Consider the following 26,448-nt stretch of genomic DNA (forward strand, 5'->3'; position numbering starts at 1 on the left):
GTCGCGCTTGGTCTGGCCGCAGTCACCTACTCTGGAAGCTGCGTGATGATGCCCTCGAGGCTTTCCACAAGTTGCTCGCATGCCAGCGCGCCCAGGGCTTGGCAGGCGGCGCTCGCGCCGAAGATCAGCAAGGCCAGCTTTCGCGTGACAGTGGGCATTTCGCCAGACGCCTCAGGAGCGAGCAGCAGAGCAAGCTGGTCCTGCCATCGTTCGATCTCAGCGTGGATCGCCTGATGCACCGGCGTTTCGGGTTGAGAATACTCCACCGCCAAGTTGAGGGCGAAGAGCCCACGGCTCGGCGCCTTGGTGAACTGCACGACGAAGTGGGCGCCAATCGCGCGGATGCGCTGACGGTGTTCTCCAGGCGTAGGCGCGACGGCTTCGATCAAGGCGAGCCTTGCTTGGCGTCCTTCTTCGCGGAGGCATGCGATGACCAGCGCCTCCTTGCTGGGAAAATGCCGATAGAGGGTGGGTTTGGTGAGGTTGGCCGCCGCGACGACGTCGCCGATCGAGGTCGCGTGCGCGCCGAAGCGACGGAAGAGATCGATGGCCGCCTCGATCAGGCTGGCGTGCGTGCTGTCCCAGCGCGCTGCCGCCCGGGTCGGGCGGTTTGGCCGTGGAGGACCTGACGGCAGGGATTGAGTCATCGGGTCATCGTTCGTGAAGAGGATCGCGGCAGCTGGGGAGGGGACAGCCGCCGCGATCGGAGTCCCGGCGGGACAAGCCACGCCGGGAGCGACGGTCCTAGGCGGGAGACGCGTCCAGGACCGGAGCCATCGAAGGATCGGTGCGCGATCCCTCGTGGATCTTGAACCACAGCGCATAGAGCGCTGGCAGGAACACCAGGGTCAGGACCGTTCCGCCGATCGTCCCGCCGATCAGGGTGTAGGCCAGCGACGACCAGAACACCGAGAAGGTCAGCGGCACGAAGGCCAGCACCGCCGCCAGGGCGGTCAGGATCACCGGCCGGGCCCGCTGGACCGTGGCCTCGACCACGGCGTGGAACGGGTCCAGGCCGTCCTTCTCGTTGGTGTGGATCTGGCCGATCAGGATCAGGCCGTTGCGCATGATGATCCCCGCCAGGCCGATCAGGCCCAGGATGGCGTTGAAGCCGAACGGCTGGTGGAAGATCAGCAGCGTCGGCACCACTCCGACCAGGGCCAGCGGCGCGGTCAGCAGCACCATCCACATCGCCGACAGCGAGCGCACCTGGAAGATGATCACGATCATCATCAGGATGAACATCAGCGGGAAGACCGCCGCCAGGGCCGCATTGGCCTTGCCGGCTTCCTCGATGTCGGCCCCGGCTTCGATCCGGTAGCCGGCCGGCAGCTTGGCCTGGATCGGCGCCAGCGCCTTGATCACCTCGGCCGAGGCGGCGGGCGGCTGGAACTCGGCCCCGACATCGGCGCGGACGGTGATCGTCGGCAGCCGGTCGCGGCGGCGCAGGATGGGATCCTCCATGCGGATCTCGGCCTTGCCGATCTGGTCGAGCGGCACGCGCTGGCCTTCCGAGCCCAGCAGGGTGAAGGCGCCCAGCTTGGCCGGGTCCAGGCGGTCGGCGCCGCTGGTGCGGGCGATGACCTCGACGGTGCGGATGTCCTCGCGGACCTGGGTCACGGGCGCGCCGGTCAGCAGGAACTGCAGCTGCTCGGAGGCGTCGTGGCTGGACAGGCCCATGGCGCGCAGGCGGTCCTGGTCGAGCACGAAGTGGATGCTCGGCACGCGCTCGCCCCAGTCGGTGTTGATCTGGCGCAGGGACGTGTTGGCCTGCATGACGCCCCGAACCTGCTCGGCGATCTCGCGCACCTTGGCCTGGTCGGGTCCCATGACGCGGAAGGCCACGGGCCAGGGCGAGGGCGGGCCAAAGACGATCTGGGTGGCGCGGATGCGCGCGCCCGCGACCGTGCCTTGTTGAGCGAACTGGCGAACCCGGCTCTTGAGGGCGTCGCGCGCCTTTTCGTTGGGGGTCAGCACCACGATCTTGGCGAAGGACGGATCGGGCAGCTCGGGCGACATGGCCAGGAAGAAGCGCGGCGCGCCCTGGCCGATATAGCTGGTGACGATCTTGGCCTCCGGCTGCTTGCTCAGCCACGCCTCGACCTTGGCCGTCGCCTGGCTGGTGGTCTCGATGCTGGAGCCCTCGGGCGTCTGCACCTCGATCAGCACTTCGGGGCGGTCGGAGATCGGGAAGAACTGCTGCTTGACCATGCCCATCATCAGGAAGGACACGACCAGCGCCGCCACCACGCCCAGCACCACCTTCAGCCGGTTGGTCACCGTCCAGCCGATCAGGCCGCGGAACTGGCGATAGCGCGGGGTGTCGTAGATGGCCGCGTGGCCGCCCTCGACCGGCTTGATCTTCGGCAGCAGCATCACGCCCAGATAGGGGGTGAAGATCACCGCCACGAACCACGAGGTGATCAGGGCGAAGGCCACGACCCAGAAGATGTTGCCGGCATATTCGCCGGCGCTGGACTTGGCGAAGCCCACCGGCATCAGGCCGATGATCGTCACCAGGGTGCCCGCCAGCATCGGCGCGGCCGTGTGGCCCCAGGCGTAGGTCGAGGCGAAGATGCGGTCGCGGCCTTCCTCCATCTTCACCACGATGGTCTCGATGATGATGATGGCGTCGTCGACCAGCAGGCCCAGCGACAGGATCAGGGCGCCCAGGGTGATGCGATCGAAGTCGCGGCCGGTGGCTAGCATGATCACGAACACTGCCGCCAGGGTCAGCGGCACGGCCAGGGCCACGACGACCCCGACGCGGAAGCCCAGGCTCAGCAGGCTGACAGCGATCACGACCGCCAGGGCCACGAAGAACTTCAGCATGAACTCGTCATAGGCCTCGGTGATGTTCACCGCCTGGTCGGTGACCTTGGCGAAGGTCAGGCCCAGCGGCAGTTCGCCGGCGATGGCCTTGGCTTCCTTCTCCAGGTCCTTGCCCAGCTGCAGGCCGTTGTAGCGCTCCTTCATCACCACCCCGAGCTCCAGGGCCGGCTCGCCGCCGTTGCGGATGAAGAAGGTGGCGGGGTCCTCGTAGCCGCGCTTGACCTCGGCCAGGTCGGACAGCTTCAGGGTCTTGCCGCCGACCACGATCGGCGTGTCCTTGATCGTCTGCAGGTCGTCCAGCGCGCCGTCCAGGCGCATCTGCACCTGCGGGCCGTCGGTCTCGATCGAGCCGGCCGGCGTGACCAGGTTGCGCTCGTTCAGGGCGGCGAAGATCTCGCGCGGGCTGACGCCCAGGTTCGACAGGCGATCCTGCGAGAACTCGACGAAGATGCGCTCGGGCCGCTCGCCGATGATGTTGACCTTCTTGACGCCCGGCACGTGCAACAGGCGCTGGCGCAGGGTCTCTGCTTGGCGCACCAGCTGGCGGTGAGGCTCGCCCTTGGCCTTCAGCGCATAGAGCGCGAAGGTCACGTCGCCATATTCGTCGTTGATGAACGGGCCCAGCACGCCGCGCGGCAGGTTGGCGGCCTCGTCGCCCAGCTTCTTGCGGGCCTGGTAGAACTGCTCCTGCACCTCCTTGGGCGGGATCGGGTCCTTCAGGGTCAGGGTGGTGAAGGCCAGGCCCGGACGGGTGAAGGTCTCGGCGCGGTCGTACCACTTCAGCTCCTGCAGCCGCTTTTCCAGCGGCTCGGCCACCTGGTCCTGCATTTCCTGGGCGGTGGCGCCCGGCCAGGCGGTGACCACGGTCATCACCTTGATGGTGAAGCTGGGATCCTCGGCCCGGCCCAGCTTGAAGAAGGCGAAGGTCCCGGCCAGCACGACGGCGATGATCAGGAACAGGGTGACGGCGCGCTCGCGCACCGCCAGGGCGGAGAGGTTGAAGCTCATTGCGCCGCTCCGGCTTGCAGGCTGACGCGCTCGCCCTGGTGCAGCATGTGCGCGCCAAGGGCCACGAAGCGTTCGCCGGCGGCCAGGCCGGCGGAGACCGTGGCGGTCTCTTCGCCGACGGCGGCCAGTTGCACGGCCCGCCAGCTGACGGTCGAGGTCTTGGCGTCGACGATCCAGACGCCCGGACCCTTGCCCGAGTCATAGAGGGCGCCCAGCGGCACGGCGCGGCCGCTGGTCTTGCTCGCGCCAGGCAGGGCGATGGTCACCGTCGCGCCCAGCGGGGCCGAGGCCAGGGCGCCGTCCAGGACGTAGCGGGCCTCGAAGGTGCGGGTGCGGGGATCGGCGGCGTCGGAGATCTGGCGAAGGCGGGCAGGGGCGGCGGCGGCGTTGCCGAACACCGAGGCGGTGGCGGTCGAGCCGACGGCGGGACGCAGGGTCTCGGGCAGGGCGATCGTCGCCTCGCGCGGACCGGCATGGGCCAGGCGCACAACGGTCTGGCCGGCGGCGACCACCTGGCCGGGCTCGCCCAGGGTCTCGACCACCACGCCGTCGGCGTCGGCGACCAGCACGGCGTAGCCGGCGGCGTTGCGCGACACCCGGGCCTGGGCCTCGGCGGCTTGCAGCTGGGCGCGTGCGGCCAGGGCGGCGGCCTTGATCTGGTCGTAGGTCGAGCCCGACACCGCGCCGGCCCCGACCAGGTCACGATAGCGGGCCTCGTCGGCCTCGGCCTGGACGGCGCGGGCGCGAGCGGCGGCCACGGTCTGGTCCTGAGCGGCCTGGGCCAGGGCGTAGTCGGCGGCGTCGATGCGCATCAGGGGCTGGCCCCGGCGCACCGTCTGGCCGGTGTCGACCAGGCGCTCGACGATCTTGCCCGGGACGCGGAAGCCCAGCTGGCTCTCGATGCGGGCGGAGACGACGCCTGTGAACTGGCGCTCGCCGTCGATCGCGGCCGGGGCGGTGGCGACTCGCACCACTGGCGGCTGGGTGCGGGGATCGACGGCGGCGTCGTGACCGCCACAGGCGGCGAGGGGCGCGGTCAGGCCGCCGATGACGGCGGCGAGAAGCAAGCGATGCGACATGGCGAAAGGGTCCTGCCTTGAGCGGTGACCCTCATCTCGTGTCCAGTGACCAATTTGTCAATTGGTCACTATTGATTTTTTAGCGACGGTTACGGGGCCAGGCTACGCAGGATCATGTTGATGACCATGGTCTGGGTCTCGGGCAGGCCGTCCAGATTGAACTCCAGCAGCAGCGGATGCATGAATGGCTGCATGGCCAGCATGATCGCCGAGCAGGTCTCGTCGATCGGCGTCTTGCGCTCGAACTCGCCGGCCTCGCGGCCCAGCAGAATGATCTCGCGCAGGGCCGCTTCCATCCGCTCCAGATAGCCCAGCGCCGAGGGCCATTGCTCGGTCGCCGAGTTGGCGGCCAGGTCGTAGAGCAGCTTTTCCTGGAACAGGAGTTCGGTGCTTTTCGCGGTTATGGTGCTGAAAAGTCGCCGAAACTTCTCGGTCGGCGTTCGCGCCTCGGCCACGCTGGCCAGGGCGGCCGTCATGATCTTCTCCAGGCACTGGGCGCAGATCGCCTCGCCGATGGCCTGCTTGGAGTCGAAGAACTTGTAGATGTAGGCCTTCGAGAAGCCGATGGCCTTGGCCAGGTCCGCGACCGTCGTCTTGCCGTAGCCGAAGCGCGCGAAGTGGGCGTCGGCGGCGTCGATGATCTGCTGGCGGATGGCGTGGTCGGCCGGCCCGCGGCGACCCGCGGCGGCGTCTGGGGGCGTGGTGTCGGTGATCATGCCCAAATAGGTAGCATCGAGGGTCGTGATTGACAACGAGTGACCAGATTAGCATATGGTCACTACAAATCACGAGGAGGTCGCGATGCGATCGGTATCGAGCTTGGCTCTGCTGGCCCTCGCCGGCGTCACCCTTAGCGCCTGCGCCGTGGGCCCCAACTATGTCGCGCCGCCGTCGGCGGTGTCCGGGACGTTCATCGGCGCGAACGCCGTGGCCCAGCGCGCGGCCCCGCCCGCGCCGGTCGACCAGGCGGCCTGGTGGAAGGGCTTCGACGATCCCGTGCTCGACGGCCTGGTCGACCGCGCCCTGGCCCAGAACCTGGACTTGGCCCAGGCCACCGCGCGGGTGACCCAGGCGCGCGCCAGGCTGACCGCCGCCACCGCCGCCCTGCTGCCGTCGGGTGGCGTCCAGGCCAGCGCGGCCAGAGCTCACAGCTCGACCCAGACCCCCACCGGACGGCTGGGCTCCGCCATGCCGGGCTTTGATCGCGACGGCTCGCTCTACGAGGCCAATGTCACCGGCGGGTGGGAGATCGACGTCTTCGGCGGCCTGCGCCGGGACCGTGAAGCCGCCGTCGCCGACTACCAGGCCGCCCAGGTCGGCGTCGCGGCCGCCCGCCTGTCGGTCGCGGCCCAGACCGCCGACACCTATCTGGTCATCCGGGGCCTGCAGGCGCGACTGGCCGTCGCCCGCGGGCAGGTCGAGACCCAATCCAAACTGGTCGAGACGGTGCGTCTGCAACAGAGCCGGCAAGTAGCCTCCGAACTGCAGCTGCATCAGGCCGAAGGCGCGCTGGCTCAGACCCGCGCCCAGGTGCCGGTGCTAGAGGAGGGGCTCGAGGCGGCGATGAACGCGCTGGACGTGCTGCTGGGCGCCCAGCCCGGCGCCACCCGCGCGCAGCTGGCCGCCGCCACGCCCGTGCCACGCGCGCCGGCCATCGCCGACGCCGTCGGCCCGGCCGACCTGATCCGCCGCCGTCCCGACCTGGCGGTCGCCGAGTGGCGGCTGAAGGCGTCGAACGCCGCGATCGGCTCGGCGGTCTCCGAATACTATCCTAAGTTCTCGCTGACCGGCCTGATCGGCACGGCCTCGACCGCCAGCGGCTCATTGTTCCAGGGCTCGGCCAACCAGGCCCAGGGCGTCTTGGGCCTGCGCTGGCGCCTGTTCGACTTCGGCCGCGTCGACGCCGAGATCAAGGCCGCCAAGGGCCGCAACGCCGAGGTCCTGGCCGCCTACCAGCAGTCGGTGCTGCGGGCGACGGCCGATGTGGAGGACTCGTTCTCCAGCCTGGTCAAACGCGAGGACGAGGCGCGGATCCTGGTCGGCGGCGAGCAGTCGCTGTCCAAGGCTCGGGCCTCTTCCGAACTGGCCTACAAGGCCGGCGCGGTCAGCCTGATCGAGGTGCTGGACGCCGACGCCCGCCTGCTGGCGGCCAGCGACGCCCGCGCCCAGGCCGACACCGAGGCCGCCCGCGCGGCGGTGCGATCGTTCCGTGCCCTGGGCGGTGGCTGGAGGCCGGCGGCCGGAAGCTGATCGCGCTAAGCCGCTTGCGGACTGCGCAGCCAGGTCTCCACCGTGGCGTAGAGGACTTCCTTCTGAATAGGCTTGGCGACGTGGTCGACCATTCCCGCCTCACGGCAGCGCGCGATATGTTGGGGCAGGGCGTCGGCGCTCATGGCGATGATCGGTACGGTCGCGGCGGTTCCGGGCAGGGCGCGAATGGCGCGTGTGGCGGCCAAGCCGTCCATGCCGGGCATATGGATGTCCATCAAGACGATGTCGAAACCGCCGTCCTTCGCCAGGGCCACGGCTTCGTGGCCGTTCTGCGCGGTGACCACCTCGCAGCCGATGAGGGTCAGCAGGGCGTCGCCGATCTCGCGATTGAGGGGATGGTCGTCGACCAGCAGGATCCGGGCCGAGCCGGCCCTGTCCCACGCCAAATTCGCGGTCGGGGCGGCCGGCTCGACACGCCGCGTCACGAGCGAGAACCAGAAGGTCGAACCCTGTCCGGCGTTGGCGCTCATGCCGATCTGTCCGCCCATCAGTTCGATCAGCGCCTTGCTGATCGCCAGGCCCAGGCCCGTGCCGCCAAAGGCGCGGGTTACTGAGCCGTCGCCTTGCGAGAAGCGCTCGAAAAGCCGGTCGCGCAGCTCGACCGGTACGCCGATCCCCGTGTCGCTGATCTCGACCTTCAGCAGGTCGCCGTGCTCACCCGGATCGATCGTCAACCGCGCCGAGACACGTCCGGCCGGCGTGAACTTCACCGCATTGTTCAGCAGATTGAGCGCCACTTGGCGCAGCCGGGCCGCGTCCAGGTCGTGGTGGAGATCGCCTTCGCCGATCACCGTGACGTCCAGCGCCAGGCCCTTGGCCTGAGCCTCCAGGGCGACGATCTCGGCCGCCTCGCGCAAGACCGCCTCGGCCCGCGTTGGCGCCAGATCAAGGTCGACCCGTCCGGCCTCGACCCGTGAAAAGTCGAGGACGTCGTTGACCAGCGTCAGCAAGGCGCCGCCAGCGCCGTCAATGAGTCCCACCTGCCGGCGAGCGTCCGGCGCCAGATCGTCGCGCTCAGCCAGTAGGCGGGTAAAGCCCAGCACGCTGTTGAGCGGGGTGCGGATCTCGTGGCTCATCGTCGCCAGGAAGTCGGTCTTGGCTTGGCTGGCGGCCTGGGCGCGCGCCTGGGCGCGTCTTGCCAGAGCCTGGCGATGGACCAGCAGCCGCTTCAACCTTTGTTGGGTCGCCAGGGCCAAGGCGGCCGCCAGGCAGGTGACGAAGAGGGCGCCGACAAAGAGCTGCAAGGTGTGCATGCGTTCGGAGGCTTGCGCGCGCGACGCCGCCTCCGAGGCCAGGCCCAGCACGCTGAGCGGCGCGGCGATGGCCGTCACCAGCAGGGTCGTCCACGCGGCGCCCTTTGGCCCCAGTCTGAAGGCGGCGAGCACGCCGGCCGGGAAGGCCAGAAAGGGCAGGCTGTGCTCGGGCCTGCCGAAGGCGAACAACGCCGTGGCGGCCACAATCAGGTAGCACAGGAGCTTCTCGCGTCCCGAGCGCTCGAAGCCATGCTGAATGGTGGGATCGAACAGGATCAAGGCGGCCGGCAGGCTGACGGCCATGCCCAAGCCGTTGATGAACAACCAGTTGGCGATAAGGCTTCCCAGGCTCAGGTGAAGGATGGGCGCGCAGGCCAGGGCGCCGACAAGCGCCATGATCGCCGTGGCCGGCATGGCGAGGCCCACGGTCTTCAACGCGCGACCCAGGTTCTTTAGTCGGGGCGCGCCGCCGAACGCGCGATGCAAGACCAGAGCAACCAGGATCGCCTCGGCCGCGTCCAGGACGCTGAACAGGGCGCTCATCAGCAGCGGCGAGGCGCCGGCGCCGTCCAGTACGAGGTGAGCGGCGAAACTGACGGCCAGGAGGACCAAACGCCGGCCCGCCGTTAGCAGCAGCAGACCGACGGCCAGCAGGCCATTGCATGGCCACACCGTGGCCAGGCCCGACGGGCCTCGCGTGAGGAGGTCGCAGTAGGCGATCACGATCAGGTAGGCCGCGCTCAGGACCAGGAGCAGCCGCGTCTGCCGCCTGTCCCCGTCGAACCGCTTGTCCGTCATCACGCCAACTTCCTGATACGCTTAGTCTCGAGACTACGCATAAGGTCACCGGCAACTGCCGCCATAAGGTTAAAGTTCGAAGGTTTTGCGCGGATCGCGGCGGCCACGGGGCCCGTAGGCGCATGTTCAGCCACCAGCCGCAGCGGTCGAAATTCCAAAATAGAGGATCGCGATCCATTATTTGGGATTGCGGTGCGCCGGAAAAATGTTTCGCATCCGGGATGACGGAACCGCGTCGGCGGCGTGTCCTAATGTCTAAGATATGAGGGAAAGGCCTCAGCGGGGTGGAACGGCTCAGGCAGGACGTCGTCGTCTGGATCGGACGTGAGATCATTCCTCACGAACCGGCCGTACGCGCCTGGCTCAAACGCAACGCCCCGGCTTCGATCGAGGCGGAAGACATTCTACAGGAAGCCTATTGTCGTCTGTCCGATCTCGAGACCGTGGAGCAGATTTCCAATCCGCGGGCCTACTTCTTCAGCGTCGCGCGAAACCTGCTGCTGAACGCCATTCGCCATGCCCGCGTGATCCGCATCAGCAGCATTACCGATCTGGAACTGAACACCCTCGACGATGGCCAACCCTCGCCCGAGCGTGTGGTGGCCGGGCGCCGGGAGCTGGAGCGGGTGCGGACCCTGCTGGCGAGCTTGCCCGAGCGTTGCCGGCGCATCATCGAGATGCGCAAGGTCGAGGGGTTGTCCCAGCGCGAGATCGCCGAACGCCTGAACATCACGGAGAATGTCGTCGAAAACAACGTATCGAGGGGGCTTCGTTTCCTGAGCAAGGCCGTCAGCGAGGATCCGCTCGCGACGTCCAGAGCGCCTGGCAAAGACCATGACCGAACGAAAAACCGCCAAAGCCATCCATAAGGAAGCGGCCCAATGGGCCGCCCGCGTCGATCGCGGCGACCTGACGCCGCAGGAGGCGCAGGCCCTGGACGCGTGGCTCGCTGCCGACCCGCGCCAGCGGGGCGCCTATGTGCGCGCCACGGCGATCTGGAGCACGCTCGATCGCGCCAAGGCTCTCGGCACGCCCGTTTCGCCGAGCGTGGCGCGATCGCGGTGGGGTTGGCGGCTAGCTGTGGGCGCAGTAGGGATCGCGGCGGCTTTGCTCGTCGCCGTGCAGGTTTTCCCGCGTTCGAGCGCGGCCTATGAGACCGTGGTCGGCGAGCTGAAACATGTCGCCCTGGTCGATGGATCCTCGGCCGACATCAACACCAACAGCGCCCTGACGGTGTCGATGACGCCGCGTGGGCGGGCCGTCGAACTGAGCCGCGGCGAGGCCTGGTTCAAGGTGGCCAAGAACCCGTCCAGGCCCTTCGTCGTCTCGGCCGGAGATATTCGTGTTCGCGCCGTGGGCACGGCCTTCGCCGTGCGTCGGATGAACGGCGGCGCCGAGGTCCAGATTACCGAGGGGGTCGTCGAGATCTGGAGCGCGGCGGCGCCGGGTGTGCGCACGCGGGCGCCGGCGGGTGGGCGTCTTTATGTGCCGGCGAGCGGCGAGGGGCCACGGTCTCTGGCCGGACGCGGCGGTGTAGACGAGGGGCTGGCCTGGCGTCAGGGACGGCTGGCCCTGGAGGGCATGTCGGTCGCCGAGGCCGCCGTCGAATTCAATCGTTACAACAAGCGACGCATCGTCGTGGCCGATCCCGCCCTGGGCCGAAAGGGCTTGGTGGGCTGGTTCAGGACCAACCAGCCGGAGCATTTCGCAGAGGTGGTCGGCCAGACCTTCGGCGCGCCGGTGACGACAGACGCAACGACCATCAGACTGGGCGCGCCGCCACACGAACGATGAGTTCCGGCGGACGCTAGAACGACCGAGCGCGCCAAGATCGCGCCGGCGAGGGGAAGGGGAGGAAAGGCTGACCAACGGCGCGGGGCGAACGCCGTGGGCCTGGATGACGGGTGCGACGCTCGCACTCGTGGCCGGGACCGCGACTGCCCAGACCCTGAGCTTCGATATCGCCGCCCAACCCGCCTCCAGCGGGGTGCCCGCGTTCGGCCGTCAGGCTGACCTGCAGATCCTGCTCGACCAGAGCGCCGCGATGGGGCGGCGGGTCAACGCCGTGCGGGGACGTTTCAGCGCCCGCGAGGGCCTGGCGCGCCTGCTGGCCGGTACGGGCCTTTCGGTTCGCGCCGACTATGGCCACACCATCCTCCTGGCGGCGACGCCGGCGCCGCGCCCTCAGCCGACTCCACCGATCCAGGCCTCCGCCGCGCCGGAACCCGACGTCGCCGTCGAAGCGGTGATCGTCGCCGGGTACCGCGCCAGTCTGGCCAGCGCCATGGCGATCAAGCGCCAGGCGGCGGGCGTCGTCGAGGCGATCGTCAGCGAGGACGTGGGCGACTTTCCCGACGCCAACCTGGCGGAGTCTCTCCAGCGCCTTTCAGGCGTCTCGATCGAGCGCGACGCTGGCGAAGGTCGCACCCTGTCGGTGCGGGGGCTGGCCGGTGACTTCGTCCGCGTGCGCCTCAACGGGCTCGAGACCCTGGCCACCAGCGGCGGCACCGGCGCGGCGACCAACAGCGCCAACCGCAGCCGGGGTTTCGACTTCAACACCTTCGCGTCGGAACTCTTCTCGACCCTGACGGTCCGCAAGACCGCCTCGGCCGAGATCGAGGAGGGCGGGCTAGGCGCGACGATCGACCTGCAGACCCCAAGGCCTCTCGACACGCCGGGCCTTCACGCCACCGTGGCCAGCCAGGCGGCCTTTTACGAACTGGGCGATCATCGGGCCTATCCGCGCGTGTCGGCCCTGGTGTCGAACACCTTCGCGCAGGACCGTCTGGGCGTCCTGGTCTCGGCAGCCTACAGCCGACGACGCAGCCTCGAGGACAGCTACAACTCCACCGGCGACTACATCGCCAGTTTCAACGGCGGTTTCTGTCCGCCGACCGGCAGCGCGTGTCCGGGTCCCGACGGCGCCAATCAACGCTCGACGGCCGAGGCTTATGGCGTGATCACCGCCGGATCGCCGGTGACCTACATGCCGCTGGTGCCGCGTTATGGCCGCTACTCGCACGACCAGCAGCGCCTCGGCGTCTCGGCCACCCTGCAGGCGCGGCCGCGCGAGGGCACGCTGTTGACCCTCGACTATTTCGCCTCGCGCTACGACGAACAGCGGCTGGATCGGAACATCGAAATCCTGAGCCTCAATCGCGATAACCGGGGCGCCGCCGATCCCCGCTTCGTCGGCCGGCCGGCGATGGCGGTGACGGCCGCGCAGGTCTCGCCGCAAGGCGAGCTGGTCTATGCGCGGTTCGACAATACCGACATCCGCACCGAGGTGTTCGCCGACGACTTCGTCACCCGTTTCGACCAGCTGTCCCTGAAGCTGGATCAGACCCTCTCGTCGCGGCTCAAGGCATCCGTGCTGTTGGGACGCTCGCGGTCCCGGTTCTCGGACCCGAACCAGCGCCTGGTCGGATATGACGCCTTCGACCAGGACGGCGTGGTGTTCGACGCGCGCGGCGCCGGGAACGTGCCGATCCTGCGGTTCGGAAACGGGCTGGACCCCGCCTCGACCGGGGCCTGGAGTTTCGCCGACGGCTATTCGGAAATTCGCCGCTTCAGCAACTTCATCGACAACCGGTATGACGCCGCCCAGGCCGACCTGGTCTTCGACGCGCGGCCGGGCGTGACGATCAAGGGCGGCGTTAGTCTCAGACGTTATGGCTTCGACCAGACTCGCGACCAGCGGTCGGCGCCCTTCACCAGCGTGCCGGCCGTCGGCGACCTGCGCGATCTCAGCGTGCTGGTGGAGCGCTGGGGGGCAAGCCTTCCGCGCGCGCCCGAGGGGATCAGCGCCTGGCTGTCGCCCGATATCGACACGTTCGAGCGGCGGTTTGGCCTGAACTGCAACTGCGTCAACGCCTGGGGCGACTGGCGCATGGCGGCGAATGGCAACTCGCGGCTGGAAAATCGCGGGGTCACCGAGGACGATCTTGGCGGCTATCTCCAGGCCGATCTGGTCGCCCAGGTCGGGGCGGTGCCGGTGCGGCTGGTGGCGGGGCTGCGTTATGCGGCCACCCGCCAGCACGCCTACGGCCTGACGAGCACGGGCGAATGGCAGCACGATCGGCGGCGCTACGACAATCTGCTGCCATCGGCGACCCTGGTGAGCGACGTGACACCGAACACCCGGCTGCGCCTTTCGCTGGCGCGCACCATGGCGCGTCCGGCCCTCAGCGCCCTGACGCCCGCCGGAGTCCTGACCAGCGACTCTTCAGGCCTGAAGTACCTGACCGGTAATCCTTCGGTCTCACCCTATATGGCCACCAATCTGGATCTGTCGGTCGACCATCACCTGGGGCGGGAGGGGCTGATCTCGGCCTCGGTCTTCCACCTGACGATCGACAACTTCCCCCAGGCGCTCAGCCGTATGGGCGCCGTGTCCGACACCGGGCTTCCTAGCGCGGCGATCCCCGCTGGGGCCACGAACCTGACACCGGTGGCGATCACTCAAGTCGTCAATACCAAGGGCGGTTGGCTGCGAGGACTGGAGATCGGCTTCCAGAAGCCCCTGACCTTCCTCCCGGCGCCGTTCGATCGGCTGGGCGTGATGGTCAACTACACGCGGATCCAGTCGGCGCTGGACTATGTGCTGGCCCCGACCACGCCGGACCAGACCTATCGCGCGCCTCTGGTGGGGACGTCGCCGACGGCGATCAACGCCACGGTCTACTACCAGACCTCGCGCTACGCCGTGCGTCTGTCGGCCGCGCGGCGGGGTGAGTATACCCGCACCGTGCCCAGCCGGGGCGGCGTCTGCGGTCCGGAGGCCACGGCCGAATGCCCGACCCCCTATATCGCCGATGTCGACGGCGCCGACGCGACCTTCAATCTCGACGCCTCGGCCAGTCTCAACCTGACGGGACGGCTGCAACTGACCCTGGACGTGCTGAACCTCACCGACCAGGCCCAGTCCTATTGGACGGGCGCGGCGCGGCGAGGGCCGCTGGTCTATGGCCGCACGGGCCGCCAGATCTTCCTCGGCGCGCGCTGGCGCTACTAAAGGGGTGCGGGCCCGCCGGGAGGACGGCGGGCCCGCGTCTCGTCACCGCGTTGGAGGTAGGGACAGGGGGACGAGATTGTTGGCCTGGGTGACCTCGCGGGCGTCGCCCTCGAGTTTCAGGCGTACGCGGTAGTCGCCCGGCGCGGCCTTGGCCGGCAGGGTTAGCCGAACCCGCGCCGTCTTGGGCGTCAGGTCGGCGACCGAGGGCAGGGGCGGGATGGGCGCCGAGGCGATGGTCGCGCCGGCGGCGTTCTCCAGCACAACGGTACCGGCCGGCGTGGCCTTGGCGCCCAGGCTGTGGACCGTGACCGTCAGGTCCTTCTTGGTCAGCGCCAGGTCGTCGGTTCCCACGCCGATGTCGGGGCGGGTGGCGGGGTCCTCCCAGGCGGTGTCCAGCGCCAGGTCCAGCACCGTCGTCTGGCCCGGCGGGAGAACGACCTCGATGCCGGCGCTGCGCTCCAGGACCACGCCGCGCTTCGCGGGCGCGTCGGCGACGTCGTCGCCATTGGCGTCGACGCCTTCGCTCAGGGTCCAGCGGCCCGCCGCCACATCGGCGCCGACGAGCGTGGCGGTGACGGGGCGGTTGGCGAGATTGAACAGCACCGCCTTGAAGGCCTCGGGCGTCGATTGCGGTATCAGGATGGCCACCTGCTCGGCCGCGTCGGGACGATCGAAACGCCAGCTGACCAGATTGCCGGGGAAGTACTGGTTGCGATTGTGCGCGATCCCGCCGAGTCGTGAGCGCTGCAGGATCGACCAGGGCACGTTGACCCGGTCAGACCACAGATGGCCTTCGGTGATCAGGTGCATGCGCTGGCTGTCGAGCGCGATCTCACGGGCGTAGATGTCCGAGAGGATCGCCTTGTCGCCGGTCTCGCGCCAGCGCTCGAAGCGGGCGTAGTCCGCGAGGTCGGCGCCACGTCCGCTCACCGCGGTCCGGTCGGCCGCGAGCGCTGAGAGCTTGGCGCCCCAGCTGTCCTTGCGGTTGGCCAGGCCGAGGACGTCGGCGTTGAGCAGCAGCAGGCTGGACCAGTCGCCCTTGGCGACCTCGCCGTTCAGCGGCCGCAGGTACTTCTCGTCACCCGTCCATTTGTACGCCGCCCAGAACACGTGGGTGGCGCTGGCCACGCCCGCGCCGCGATCGGCGTCGTTGCGCCAATGGATCTCGGACGGGAAGGTCCAGCTGCCGTCGGCGGCCTGCTTGCCGTGGGCCAGATAGCCGTCGGCCAGCTCCAGCACCATCTGCTTGACCTTGGCCGAGCCCCAGTACTCGCCGAGCAGCAGGCCCGGATGCAGGACGAGGTAGGAGTAAGGCTTGCCCCATTCCCACACGCTCTCGCGCACGATGTCGTCGCCGCTGTAGTAGCTGGAAACCGGGTGGCGGTGGCCGGCCGGATTGACCTGGTACAGGCGCTCGTAGTTGCGCGCGGTCTCCATGGCTCGCTCGACGGTCTTGGGATCGCCGAACTGCAGCATCATCCCTTGCGCGACGGCGTTGATGCCTTCCTCGTAGGTGTGGAGTTCGTCGGTGCGGATGCGGCCAAGGCCGTTTGTCCACATGCCGTTGGCGTAGGTCTCGTCCAGCATGCGTCGCTGCGAGCGCGCCAGGCCCTCGGGATCGACACCCATCTCCGCCAGACCCACCCACTGGTTGGTCAGGTCGACGTCGTCGGAAAGACCGCCGCCGAACTCGCCGTTGGCGATCTGGCGGTTGTCGATCCACCAGCGCACGAAGCGGCTGGCCAGCTTCAGGTCCTCGGTCTGGCGGAACGCCCAGAGCGGAACCCCCGCCGGCGGCTGCGGCTGGACGAAGGGCGCGTAGGGCTGCTCGGGGTTCTTCTCGACCCAGTAGCTGCGCGCCACGGCGTTGTCGGGATGGACCTTCAGCACGTCGGAGATGTCGCGCTCGAAGCGGGTCCAGGTCGGATAGAGCCGGATGTTGGGCTGCTCCTCGACCAGGAAGCTGAGGTTGTCGCGCGCCTGCTCGAAGCGGTCGGCGACGTGCTCGGCGGTCGCGGCCTTGCGGTCCTTGAACACCAGGCGCACGCGCAGGCCGTCGACGGAGGCGGGGCCGAAGTCACCACCCGAACCGGCCAGGGTCAGATACAGGCTCTTGCCGTCGGGCAGGATCCGGTCGCGGGTGTCCAGCCACAGCGTCCGCGCCTCGCGCGGCTTGACCGCGACATTGACGTCCAGCAGGTCGCGCTCGGGCCAGTTGGGGTCCTTGACCCGGATGTTGAGCAGGAAGAACTCGCCGTGCGTCGGCTTGACGTCGAGCGCCGGCAGGTCGATCGCCAGGCCGTCCAGGCCCGCGTTCAGGTTCTCCCAGCCGTACGAATAGCGCGCCACTGATCCGCCCGGCGCGACGTCGCGGAAGTCGGCGGGGATCAGCACGTGGACCAGCGGCAGCTGCGGACCCGAGGCCTTGGCGCGCGGCGCGGCCGGCGCCCCGGCCGGCAGCGCGACCACCGTGGCGCGCTCGTCGGCGACATAACGGCCGGCGATGAAGCCGTTCAGCTCGGTCAGGGTCGGATAGGCCACGCCCGCTCCGGCTCGGACCTGATAGCTGAGCTTGAAGGCGTCCTTCGGCTCTTCGCCCGGCGTGACGTTGTACGCGGCGATCTCCTGGATCGGCGTCTCCTGGGCGGTGTTGGCGAAGCGCAGCACGCCGGCGCCGAGTGGGGCGGACAGGCGTGTGGAGGTGCGCTCCTGGCCGGCGGGACGCGCGCCGATCGCGGCCTGACGGCCGCCGGCCGGCGTGAAGCTGAGACCGCCATGGGCCGCGCCGGTGATCTCCAGGGTGTTCCAAGGCTCGTCGGGCAGGGTCAGGTCATAGGCCTTGCCGCCGTCGGCATAGACGTTCCAGTCCGGCAGCTCGAAATAGTCGTGACGGCCGGCCAGGCGCGAGCGGTTGTACACGCCCGGCCAGGTGGTCTCACGGATGCCGTCCGCGCCGCGGAACATGCGCATCTTCAGATCGCGGGTGTCGGCGAACTCGACCTTGCGGATCTTGGTGGCCGCCGCTGTCAGATAGGCGGGCAGGTCGTCGGACCGGTTCCAGCCGTAGCGCGTCCACCATTCCTCACGCCAGCGCGGCTCGGAAAGATCCCGGCGGGGCGCGGGGGAGGCGACCTCGGCCTTGGCGGCCAGGGACGCGACCTCGGTCTCGGCCAGGCGGTGGTCGTAGATCTTCAACTCGTCGATGTCGCCGCCGCGCCGATAGTTGTAGGCGCTCTGGACCTGGTAGGGGCTGATCACCCGGCTGTGCGGGCCAAAGCCGAAAAGACCCGCGTCGAGCACGGTCTTGCCGTCCTTGCGGGCGGCGGGCTTGCCGTTGACGAACAGCTGCACGCCCTGGGTCTCGTCCCAGGCGAAAGCCAGATGCGTCCAGGTTTCGGGCGAGGGCGCCGGCGCGTCGAAGCTGACGCGGGTGCGCGCCAGGTTGGTGTCGGTGACGAAGGCGTCGAAGCCCTTGCCGTTCCAGTCGATGCGCAGCCAGACCATGTCCCAGCTGGTGTGATCGGCGTAGCCGACGCGGAAGATCGGGAAGGCGCTGCGACCGACCGGGGTGCGGGCGCGCCAGAAGAACGAGACGGTGCCGCGCTGGGCGTAGATGTTGGCCGGGCCGGACCACGCCAGAACCTGGTCGTCGGAGGCGCGCAGGCCCGGACCCGCCGCGCCGTCGGCGACGACGTCCACGCCCTCGGCGAAGATCGGACCGGCCATTCCCGCCGCGCGGTCGGCCGTCAGGCCCTTGTCGCCGGAAAGACTGAACAGCAGGCCATCCGATTGGGCCTGGGCCGCGGACGCCATAACCAGCGCCGTAGTGGTGACAAGGGCCAGGCGCAGGGCGCGCGGCGTCGTGAAGCTCGAGGACATCTGGGCCTGCATGGTCAGGATGAAAAAAGTGGGCGCCGGCCGGCGGGTGGCCAGCGCCCAGGGCTAGCGCGTTGGAGAGGGACGCTAGAACTTGTACTGCAGCCCCACGTTGAACTGCCGTCCGGTGTGGGTGTAGACGAACGCGCTGTTGCGCGCGGAGTCCTGGTACTGATCGACGAACTCGTCGGTCAGGTTCAGACCCTCGAAGGTCAGCTTCAGCTTCTTGGTGACGGCGAACGAGGCCGAGGCGTCGACGGTCAGCAGCTCGTTGGTGCCGTTGACGTCGTTGCCGGTGTTGCCGCCCGGAACCGAGGTCAGATACTTGTCGCGATAGGCCGCCGAGACGCGGGCGCTGAAGCGGCTGTCTTCGTAATAGAGCGTGGCGTTGAAGGCGTTCTTCGACAGGCCGACGAGGTCGGCGCTGGTCGAGGCGCCGCCCGTGGCGCTGAGGAAGTAGTCAATCTTGCTGTCGACGTAGGTGTAGTTCAGCAGCGTGCCGAAGTGCTCGGTCCAGCGGGGCAGGAACGGCAGCACGTCCGGCAGGAAGGTGAAGGCCTGCTGGTAGTTGATCTCGAAGCCCTTCAGCGGGCCGCCCTTGGTGTTGGCGGGCGTGCGGAAGGTGAAGATGTCGGTCGGCGCGGTCTGCGAGTTGGCCAGCAGGTCCAGCGGCAGGCCCGAGGTGTTGAACGGGCGGTCTTCCTGCAGGCTTTGGATGTAGGTTTTGATGTCCTTGTAGAAGACCCCGACCGACAGCAGCGAGTCCTTGGCGAAGTACCATTCGACCGCGCCGTCCAGGGTCTTGGCGCGGATGGGATCCAGATCCGGATTGCCCGCGCTGACCGAACGGGCGCCGGTCACCGTGATGCTGCCGCCCGGGGTCAGGTTACCCAGCTCGGGCCGGGCGATAACCTTGGAGGCCGCGAAACGCAGCAGCAGTTCCGGGGTCACTTCCGCCGTCAGGTTCAGCGACGGCAGGATGTCGTCATACTCACGGACGGCGGTGACCTGGACGGGGGCGGAGCCCAGCAGCTGATAGCCGCGTGAGCTCTGCTTGGTTTTGACGTAGCGCACCCCGATGTCGCCGCGCACCGTGAAGGGGAGGGCTTCGGTGCGGAAGTCCAGCTGCGTCCAGGCGGCCTTGGAGACTTCCTCGACGCCGCGGATGTTGCCGCGGGCGCTGGAGTTGGTCACGCCCGTCAGCTCGAACAGCCCGGTGTTGCTGTAGATGCCCAGGGCGTCGGCGAACTTGTCGATGTCGGGCACCACCCAGCTGGTGATGTTCGTGCTCGGCTGGCCCAGGTTCTTGCCAAAGCCGGTGACCAGCTTGGTCAGATCGGCCAGGGTCTTGCCCGGCGGCAGGGCCGGCAGCAGCTGACTGTTGAGACGGCCGGTGCTGCGCGTGTCGAACTCGTACTTGCGGTATTCGACCCCGGCCTTCAGCGTCAGGCCGTCGGTCAGGTCGAGGCCACCGTTCAGATTGGCGGTGTCGAAGGTGTTCTTCACCCACTGCGGCGCCATCCGGATTTCGGAGACGTTGTTGATGAAGGTGAAGTTGTTCGCGTTGGTGGTGTCGAAGCCGTAGTTGATCGTCGGCAGGCGATCGTTCTGGCGCAGGTCGTAGCTGTAGCCATCCGAGTTCAGGCGATCGAGCATGATCGTGGTCTGGATCGGGTTGGCGAACTCAGACGTGGAGTGGCCGACCAGGCCCTCGATCCGGAAGCGGTCGTTGAACCGGTGCTTACCGGTGAGGACGAACTGCTTGAACTCGGTGGTCAGCTCGTCATAGCGCATCTCCGAACGGATCCGCACGCCGTCGAAGGCGCCGTAGACCAAGTCGCCGGTCGGCGAGACCACGGCGCTACGCACGCTGTTGAGCGGCTTGCCCAGGTTGGAGAGCGCCCGGCTGAAGCCGAAGTTCTCGAGCCAGTCCTCCTCGCGCTTGGCCTCGAATTTCGAATAGAGGCCGTCCAGCGTCAGGGTTGTGTTGGGGCTCGGTTCCCACTGCAGCGAGGCCGTCACGCCGGTCCGCTTCTGGTCGTGGGTCAGGCGGCCATAACGCGGCAGGCGCGGCATGTGGACATTGGCGCCGCTGGCGGTGGTGTAGGCGGCGATGTTCTCGGCGGTGCCGGCCGCGCGCGGAACGGTGATCCCCGCGGCGGTGCCGCAGGCCGTGGCGCTGGTGCCGGTCGCGGCGCTGACCGGCGGGTTGGCCGGGGTGACGCCCACCGGGCTGCAGAAGCCGCCGTTGGTGCTGACCAGGTCCCAACCGACGGTGCCGAAGCCGTCCTCATACATGTGGCGGCGGGTATACGCGGCCGAGATCAGCGCGCCGAAGCGACCGACCGGGGTGTCCCAGGTGTTGGAGACCAGGCCCGCCAGGCGCGGGTCCCACTTGCCGCGCAGGTCGTTGTAACCCTGCTGCGCCGACAGGGCGAGGTTGAAGCCCTTATAGTCGAACGGCCGCGAGGTCTGCAGATCGACGGTCGCGCCCAGCGAGCCTTCCTGGACCTCGGCGGCCTGGGTCTTGCGGACCGTGATGCTGTTGAAGAGCTCCGAGGCGAAGGTGTTGAAGTCGAAGCCACGGCCGCGATTGGCCCCGCCGGAGCTGTCGGTGCCGCCGGTGGTGCTTTGCGCTTCCATGCCGTTGATGCGCACCCGCGTGAAGCTGGCGCCAAGGCCGCGCACGGTGATCGAGCGACCTTCGCCCGCGTCGCGCGAGATCGACACGCCCGGCACCCGCTGGATGGACTCGGCAAGGTTGGCGTCGGGGAAGTCGGCGATGTCTTCAGCCTTGATGACATCGACCACGCCGGCGGCGTTGCGCTTCAGGTTGATGGCGTTGGCGAGGCTGGCCCGGAAGCCGGTGACCACGACCTCTTCGACCGTGGCGGCCTGGTCGGCCGGCGGCGCCGATTGCGCCAGGGCCGGCGCGGCCGCCATCAGAACGGCGCCCGCCGTGGCGGTGAACAGATAGTTTTTGAACGTGACCTTGCGCGTGATTTTCACGGTAACCCTCCCTTTTTGTTGTCGCGCCTTGGCGGCGCTTCAAAGAGGAAGACCCGCGAGCGAGCGGTTTCCGTCACGGCTTGATCACGATGATTTCGAGCCCTGCGCGACGCCTGCGCAGGCCTCCAAAGCGCGTCTGTCGGCTGGCTCGAAGTTGAATTTGGCGCATTGCCGTGCGCCGCGGCCGGGCGCGAGCGTCTGCCTTGTGGACGCTTTAAGGGGGCTGTGGTTCGCCTCAAAGCAAGTTTGGCGATCAGCGAGCGGTTTTTACGAGCGATAACGGCTCAACATCCATGCGGCCGCGACATTTTCAGTGAAATGTCACACGCCGAACCTCGATGCCGGCCGAGACGGGCGGATGATCAGTCTCGAGGCGTCGACCTGGGGATAACCGCCGCAGGCGGTGGGCGCGACAGCCTCGGATTGAGGACCGCATGTCGACCTATCGACTTTTGATGGCGGGTTGTTCCGCCCTAGTCCTGCTGGCGCACTCGCAGGCTGCTTTTGCTGACGAAACCACCACGACGCCGTCCGACACCGTCGACGAGGTCGTGGTCAAGGCGCGCGACAAGGCCGGCCTGATCGAGAAGCAGCCCAACAACACCGTGTTCGGCATCGACAAGCCGCTGCTGGAGACGCCGCGTTCGGCCAGCTTCGTCAGCGACGTGACGCTGCAGCGCTACGGCATCGAGACGATCGATGGCCTGACCGCCGTCTCGCCCGGCACCTACACCGCCAGCTTCTATGGCGTGCCCGGCGCGCTGAACATCCGGGGCACCCTGGCCGAGAATTACTTCCGCGGCTTCAAGCGCATCGAGAACCGAGGCACCTACTCGACCCCGATCGGCGCGGCCGACCAGATCCAGATCGTGCGCGGTCCGCCGACCCCGATCTACGGCTCGGGCAAGGTGGGCGGCATGCTCAACTTCATTCCGAAGTCGGGCAAGAACGAGGGCGGTTATCTGACCGAGCCCACGGGCGAGGTCACCCTGACCTACGGCTCGTACAACAAGAAGAACGCCACGGCCCAGCTGGGCCTGCCGGCCAACTTCGGTTCGGTCACCGGCGGCGTCTATCTGTATGGCGAGGTCGAGGACAGCCACAGCTACTACAAAGGTATCTATCCGCGTCGCCAGACGCTGGAGGCCTCGTCGGACTTCGACCTGGGCAATGGTTGGACCACGGCGTTCGGCGGCATGTACTACCACTCGGACGGCGACGTTCAGACGCCGGGCTGGAACCGCCTGACCCAGTCGCTGATCGACAACCAGACCTACATCACCGGCCGCGACACCACGCTGAAGGACACCGACGGCAACGGCCGCCTGACCCCGAACGAGATCGGCTTCTACCCGTACTCCAGCGCCATGTATCTGGCCTACTACGGCTTCCCGGACAGCAACGCCCTGCACACGCTGGACGTCGGCGTGGGCACGACCAAGCTGAACCCGCGCAACGTCTATATCAGCGGCGCGGACTTCTCGAAGACCAACACCAACACCTTCTATTTCGACCTGGCCAAGGAACTGTCGCCCGACAGCGCGCTGAAACTGCAGCTGTTCTACGACGACCAGGAGAATAAGCGCTTCGTCAGCTACGGCTATCCGGCCTGGTTCGACAGCAAGGTGTGGGAAGCGCGCGCGACCTACAACTTCGCCTACGACGCGGGGATCATCACCTCCAAGTCGTTCGTCGGGGCCTCTTACCGCAGCTTCGAGGGCCGTCGCCGCGAGAGCTACAACAGTGGCCTGATCGCCCTGGATCGTCGCGACATCAGCTTCGGCGCCACGCCGACCGACATCATCGACAGCCCGTTCTCGACCGAGACCGCCGCGGGCGTTCAAGGCCTGCTGTGGGAGAACGACAACAAGAGCACGTGGCAGCAGGCCGGCGTCTTCGCGATGACCGACATCATGGTCGGCGAGAAGCTGAACCTGATGCTGGGCGGCCGCTACGACGACTACGACGTCAAGTCGCACGACACGGGCTATCTCAGCTACCAGATCGCCGGCCAGCAGAAGGCCAGCAAGGGCAAGTTTACCTACAGCGCCAGCGCCACCTACAAGGCGCCGGCTGGGATCATGCCCTACATCACCTACGCCAAGGCCTCGGCCCTGGAGATGAGCCAGGCGGGCGACATCGCGCCGGGCCTGGTGGCCGACGCCAGCGACGCCTGGCTGTCGAACAGCGACCTGGCCGAGGCCGGCCTTAAGTTCCAGTGGCTGAAGGGCACGCTGGTCGGTTCGCTGGCGGGCTACCGCCAGAACCGCACCCAGCTGACCGGCATCACCGGCACGCCGACCGGCACCCGGGCCAAAGGCGTGGAGCTGGAAGTGCGCTGGCTGGCCAGCGAGAACTTCAGCTTCACCTTCTCGGGCAACACCCAGCACACGACGGTGAAGGGGCCGGACAACTCGTTCCAGTACATCCCGGCCTATACCGCTGGCGTGCCGGGCGCCCAGGCCTATGGCGGCACCTATGTGGTGTGGGCGTTCAGCAGCCTGCCGGGCCGCGCGGGCGACTACGACTACACCCTGATCCCCAAGTCGGTGGTCAGTCTGTATGGCGCCTATACCAGCGACGAGCATGAGTGGGGCAAGGCCGGCGGCACGTTCGGCGTGACGCATGTCACCAAGACGGCCGGCACCGTCCAGAACGCCGTGACCTATCCCGCCTACTGGGTGGCCAGCGGCAGCGTCTATTACGAATACGGTCCGTACACGGCCACGCTCAATGTCGATAACCTGTTCGACAAGCTCTACTTCACGCCCGACGCCGACAGCTACGCCAACCTCGGCGCGCTGCCCAGCAAGGGCCGCGAGTGGCGCCTGACCCTGTCCCGTAAATTCTAGTTCCCCCGCGCGGCGCCTCCCGCCAGGGAGGCGCCGCGAGCTTGCATGGAGGCTCGATGGCGATGTCGACGATCCAATGGCGCTCCTGGACCCTCCTGGGCGCTCTTTCCCTTCTGTTGTTCCTGATCACGGCCTCGACGTTCTCGTCGCTGGGCGTGGTCCTGCCGGCCATGATCAAGGACCAGCAGTGGAGCTTCGCCTCGGCCTTCCTGGGCTTCACCCTGCTGGGCGCGTTCTGTGGCGGCTCCTCGTGGCTGCCGGCGCTGCTGATCCGCAAGGTCGGCGTGCGGGCGACGATCATCGCCGGCTCGGCCGTGATGATCGCCGGTTTCCTGTGCCTGACCACGGCCCACGGGCTGCCGGTCTATCTGACCGGCACGGCCCTGCTGGGCGTCGGCTACCAGATGATGGCGCTGATCCCGGGCACGCACCTGCTGTCGATGCTGTTCAAGAAGCGGGCGCTGCCGTTCGGGATCTACTTCACGATCGGTTCGCTGGGCGGGGTCGTCGGTCCCTGGATGGCCCTGGTCGGCATGGAGATGGCCGGCGGCGCCTGGCGGCCGTACTGGGCCTGGCAAGCCGTCGCCTCGGCGGTGGTCGGCGCCCTGGCCGCGTCCCTGGTCGGCGGTAAGGCCTGGCTGGAAAGCGCGGCGGTCGAGACCGACAAGGCCGTGGCCGAGGACGCCGCCGCCCAGCCGGCCAACGCCCGCGTCTATCGCACCCAGGTCGACTGGACGATCAAGGAAGCGATCCGTACGCCGCAGTTCTATGTGATCGTCGCGGCCTATTTCGCCCACCTGCTGGGCGGGGTCACCGCCGTCAGCCTGGCGCCCAGCCACTTCAGCGAGCTGGGCGTGGCCTCGGCCGTGGCGGTCGCGGCGCTGAGCCTGGAATCCCTGATGCAGGTCGTGGCGCGGATGAGCGGCGGCCTGCTGGGCGACCGCATCGACCCACGCTGGCTGCTGGCGGGCGCGCAGGGGATGATGGCCGCGGGCCTGCTGGCCCTGGCCAACGCCGCCACCTGGCCGATGATGGTGATCTTCGCCCTCGGGGTCGGCGTCGGCTTTGGCATGACCGTGCTGGCCGTCAGCATTCTGCTGCTCAACTACTACGGCCGGAAGAACAATCTCGAGCTCTTCTCGATGGTCTGCCTGGCTGGCGCGGTCTCGGCGCTGGGCCCGGTGATCGGCGGCGTCATGCGCGACCGTCTGGGCGGTTTCGCGCCGACCTTCCAAGTCTTCGCCGCCGTGATCGGCGTGATCTTCGTGGCGGCGCTGTTCATGCGTCCGCCGCGCAAGAGCACCGAGGAAACCACAGCCGCGCCGGTTCCGGCGCCCACGCCCGTCCTGCTGCGCGACGCGGCCTAAGACAGTTCAGGGAGTAACGCCATGTTTCACCGTCCTTCCCAGCACAAGGATTTCGGGGTGTTCCTGCCGGTCGCCAACGGCGGCTGGATCATCTCCAAGACCGCGCCGGTCCTCGACGGCCTCTATGAAACCAACCGCGCGGCGGCCGTGAAGGCCGACGAGGTCGGCATGGACTTCGTCATGTCGATGGGCAAGTTCCGCGGCTTCGGCGGCGAGACCGACCACTGGGGCACGGCGCTGGAGTCCGTCACCATGATGGCCGGCATCGCCGAGGCCACCAAGAACGTGAAGATCTGGGCGACCATCCATCCGCTCCTGCAGAACCCGGCCGTGGCGGCCAAGATGATCGCCACCCTGGACCACATCAGCGGCGGCCGCGCGGGCCTCAACATCGTGGCCGGCGCCTATCGCGGCGAGTTCGACCAGATGGGTGCCTGGGACGACACGCTGACCCACGACGACCGCTACGCCCTGACCGAGGAATGGACCACGATCGTCAAGCGGCTGTGGTCGGAAGACAGCGTCGACTTCGACGGCAAGTACTTCCAGATGAAGGATTGCCAGTCCAAGCCCAAGCCCTTGTCGAAGCCGCGCCCGGACCTCGTTTGCGCCGGCATGAGCGACCGGGGCTTCCAGTTCTCGGTGCGCGAGGCCGACATCTGCTTCATCGGCGGCCGCACGCCTGACGAGCGCCGTGACGCCTCGCTGCGCGCCAAGCAGGCCGCCGAGGGCATGGGCAAGACCATCAAGACCTTCGCCATGTGCACCGTCGTCCATGGCGATACGGACGCGGACGCCGAGGCCAAGGTCGAGCACTACAAGGACGGCGCCGACATGGGCGCGATCCTGGCCATGCTGGAAAGCTGGGGCGTGCCGGCCGAGAAGCTCTCGACCGTCGCCAAGGCCCAGGGCGCGTTCATGACCCACACCGTGGTCGGCTCGCCCAAGACCTGCAGCGCGCAGATCGAGGAATATCTGCGCTACTGCGAGCTGGACGGCCTGATGATGATCTTCCCAGACTATGTCGAGGGGCTCACCATGTTCGGGGCCGAGATCCTGCCGGGCCTGCGAGCGGTGTTCTCGTGAACG

At 68.1% G+C, this 26,448-nt stretch carries 14 protein-coding genes; 7 read left to right on the forward strand and 7 right to left on the reverse strand.

Going from position 1 to position 26,448, the window contains the following annotated elements; all coding sequences use genetic code 11:
- Positions 1 to 26: 26 nt before the first annotated feature.
- The 4 genes from AC1RRR_RS02320 to AC1RRR_RS02335 all read right to left on the reverse strand — a co-directional run bounded on the left by AC1RRR_RS02320 (position 27) and on the right by AC1RRR_RS02335 (position 5,635).
- On the reverse strand, positions 27 to 647 hold the full coding sequence (locus AC1RRR_RS02320; protein WP_492810224.1) for a TetR/AcrR family transcriptional regulator: 621 nt from the start codon (positions 645 to 647) through the stop codon (positions 27 to 29).
- Positions 648 to 744: 97 nt separating this feature from the next.
- A complete protein-coding gene (locus tag AC1RRR_RS02325; protein ID WP_492810226.1) occupies positions 745 to 3,840 on the reverse strand; it encodes an efflux RND transporter permease subunit in 3,096 nt (1,031 codons plus the stop codon).
- A complete protein-coding gene (locus AC1RRR_RS02330) occupies positions 3,837 to 4,919 on the reverse strand; it encodes an efflux RND transporter periplasmic adaptor subunit (protein WP_492810228.1) in 1,083 nt (360 codons plus the stop codon). Before AC1RRR_RS02330 ends, AC1RRR_RS02325 begins: the two co-directional genes overlap by 4 nt.
- Positions 4,920 to 5,008: 89 nt before the next feature.
- On the reverse strand, positions 5,009 to 5,635 hold the full coding sequence (locus AC1RRR_RS02335) for a TetR/AcrR family transcriptional regulator (protein WP_492810230.1): 627 nt from the start codon (positions 5,633 to 5,635) through the stop codon (positions 5,009 to 5,011).
- Positions 5,636 to 5,720: 85 nt separating this feature from the next.
- Between AC1RRR_RS02335 and AC1RRR_RS02340 the strand changes: the two genes are divergently transcribed.
- The gene (locus AC1RRR_RS02340) at positions 5,721 to 7,169 is read left to right on the forward strand and encodes an efflux transporter outer membrane subunit (protein ID WP_492810232.1); all 1,449 of its coding nucleotides are present in this window, start codon (positions 5,721 to 5,723) and stop codon (positions 7,167 to 7,169) included.
- 5 nt (positions 7,170 to 7,174) lie between these two features.
- On the opposite strand, the gene AC1RRR_RS02345 is transcribed toward AC1RRR_RS02340, so the two are convergent.
- The gene (locus tag AC1RRR_RS02345) at positions 7,175 to 9,241 is read right to left on the reverse strand and encodes an ATP-binding protein (protein ID WP_492811745.1); all 2,067 of its coding nucleotides are present in this window, start codon (positions 9,239 to 9,241) and stop codon (positions 7,175 to 7,177) included.
- 284 nt (positions 9,242 to 9,525) lie between these two features.
- On the opposite strand from AC1RRR_RS02345, the gene AC1RRR_RS02350 reads away from it, so the two are divergent.
- The 3 genes from AC1RRR_RS02350 (at position 9,526) to AC1RRR_RS02360 (ending at position 14,255) form a co-directional block, all read left to right on the forward strand.
- Positions 9,526 to 10,110, forward strand: coding sequence for an RNA polymerase sigma factor (locus AC1RRR_RS02350; RefSeq protein WP_492810234.1), 585 nt, complete (start codon positions 9,526 to 9,528; stop codon positions 10,108 to 10,110).
- A complete protein-coding gene (locus AC1RRR_RS02355) occupies positions 10,076 to 11,035 on the forward strand; it encodes a FecR family protein (protein WP_492810236.1) in 960 nt (319 codons plus the stop codon). The genes AC1RRR_RS02350 and AC1RRR_RS02355 overlap by 35 nt, the downstream gene beginning before the upstream one ends.
- Positions 11,036 to 11,138: 103 nt before the next feature.
- Positions 11,139 to 14,255 (forward strand): TonB-dependent receptor, encoded by a 3,117-nt coding sequence (locus tag AC1RRR_RS02360; protein WP_492810238.1) that lies wholly within the window; start codon positions 11,139 to 11,141, stop codon positions 14,253 to 14,255.
- Positions 14,256 to 14,297: 42 nt separating this feature from the next.
- On the opposite strand, the gene AC1RRR_RS02365 is transcribed toward AC1RRR_RS02360, so the two are convergent.
- Both AC1RRR_RS02365 and AC1RRR_RS02370 read right to left on the reverse strand, forming a co-directional pair.
- Entirely contained in the window at positions 14,298 to 18,134 is a 3,837-nt protein-coding gene (locus AC1RRR_RS02365) for a LamG-like jellyroll fold domain-containing protein (protein ID WP_492810240.1), read from the reverse strand.
- A gap of 84 nt (positions 18,135 to 18,218) precedes the next feature.
- The gene (locus tag AC1RRR_RS02370) at positions 18,219 to 21,140 is read right to left on the reverse strand and encodes a TonB-dependent receptor (RefSeq protein WP_492810242.1); all 2,922 of its coding nucleotides are present in this window, start codon (positions 21,138 to 21,140) and stop codon (positions 18,219 to 18,221) included.
- A 434-nt stretch (positions 21,141 to 21,574) separates the two neighbouring features.
- On the opposite strand from AC1RRR_RS02370, the gene AC1RRR_RS02375 reads away from it, so the two are divergent.
- From AC1RRR_RS02375 to AC1RRR_RS02385, 3 genes are all read left to right on the forward strand, one after another.
- Positions 21,575 to 23,992, forward strand: a complete 2,418-nt coding sequence (locus AC1RRR_RS02375; RefSeq protein ID WP_492810244.1) for a TonB-dependent siderophore receptor — start codon at positions 21,575 to 21,577, stop codon at positions 23,990 to 23,992.
- A gap of 62 nt (positions 23,993 to 24,054) precedes the next feature.
- Complete coding sequence (locus AC1RRR_RS02380; protein ID WP_492810246.1) at positions 24,055 to 25,359, forward strand: MFS transporter; 1,305 nt, start codon at positions 24,055 to 24,057, stop codon at positions 25,357 to 25,359.
- Positions 25,360 to 25,380: 21 nt separating this feature from the next.
- On the forward strand, positions 25,381 to 26,445 hold the full coding sequence (locus AC1RRR_RS02385) for an LLM class flavin-dependent oxidoreductase (protein WP_492810248.1): 1,065 nt from the start codon (positions 25,381 to 25,383) through the stop codon (positions 26,443 to 26,445).
- Positions 26,446 to 26,448 lie beyond the last annotated feature (3 nt).

It is taken from the genome of Caulobacter sp. GW821-FHT12D05 (assembly GCF_058807295.1).

Bases quoted from the DNA above. Each gene is read 5' to 3' on its own strand.
- AC1RRR_RS02320 (WP_492810224.1), bottom strand. From the start codon at position 647: ATGACTCAATCCCTGCCGTCAGGTCCTCCACGGCCAAACCGCCCGACC.
- AC1RRR_RS02325 (WP_492810226.1), bottom strand. From the start codon at position 3,840: ATGAGCTTCAACCTCTCCGCCCTGGCGGTGCGCGAGCGCGCCGTCACC.
- AC1RRR_RS02330 (WP_492810228.1), bottom strand. From the start codon at position 4,919: ATGTCGCATCGCTTGCTTCTCGCCGCCGTCATCGGCGGCCTGACCGCG.
- AC1RRR_RS02335 (WP_492810230.1), bottom strand. From the start codon at position 5,635: ATGATCACCGACACCACGCCCCCAGACGCCGCCGCGGGTCGCCGCGGG.
- AC1RRR_RS02340 (WP_492810232.1), top strand. From the start codon at position 5,721: ATGCGATCGGTATCGAGCTTGGCTCTGCTGGCCCTCGCCGGCGTCACC.
- AC1RRR_RS02345 (WP_492811745.1), bottom strand. From the start codon at position 9,241: ATGACGGACAAGCGGTTCGACGGGGACAGGCGGCAGACGCGGCTGCTC.
- AC1RRR_RS02355 (WP_492810236.1), top strand. From the start codon at position 10,076: ATGACCGAACGAAAAACCGCCAAAGCCATCCATAAGGAAGCGGCCCAA.
- AC1RRR_RS02360 (WP_492810238.1), top strand. From the start codon at position 11,139: ATGACGGGTGCGACGCTCGCACTCGTGGCCGGGACCGCGACTGCCCAG.
- AC1RRR_RS02365 (WP_492810240.1), bottom strand. From the start codon at position 18,134: ATGTCCTCGAGCTTCACGACGCCGCGCGCCCTGCGCCTGGCCCTTGTC.
- AC1RRR_RS02375 (WP_492810244.1), top strand. From the start codon at position 21,575: ATGTCGACCTATCGACTTTTGATGGCGGGTTGTTCCGCCCTAGTCCTG.
- AC1RRR_RS02380 (WP_492810246.1), top strand. From the start codon at position 24,055: ATGTCGACGATCCAATGGCGCTCCTGGACCCTCCTGGGCGCTCTTTCC.
- AC1RRR_RS02385 (WP_492810248.1), top strand. From the start codon at position 25,381: ATGTTTCACCGTCCTTCCCAGCACAAGGATTTCGGGGTGTTCCTGCCG.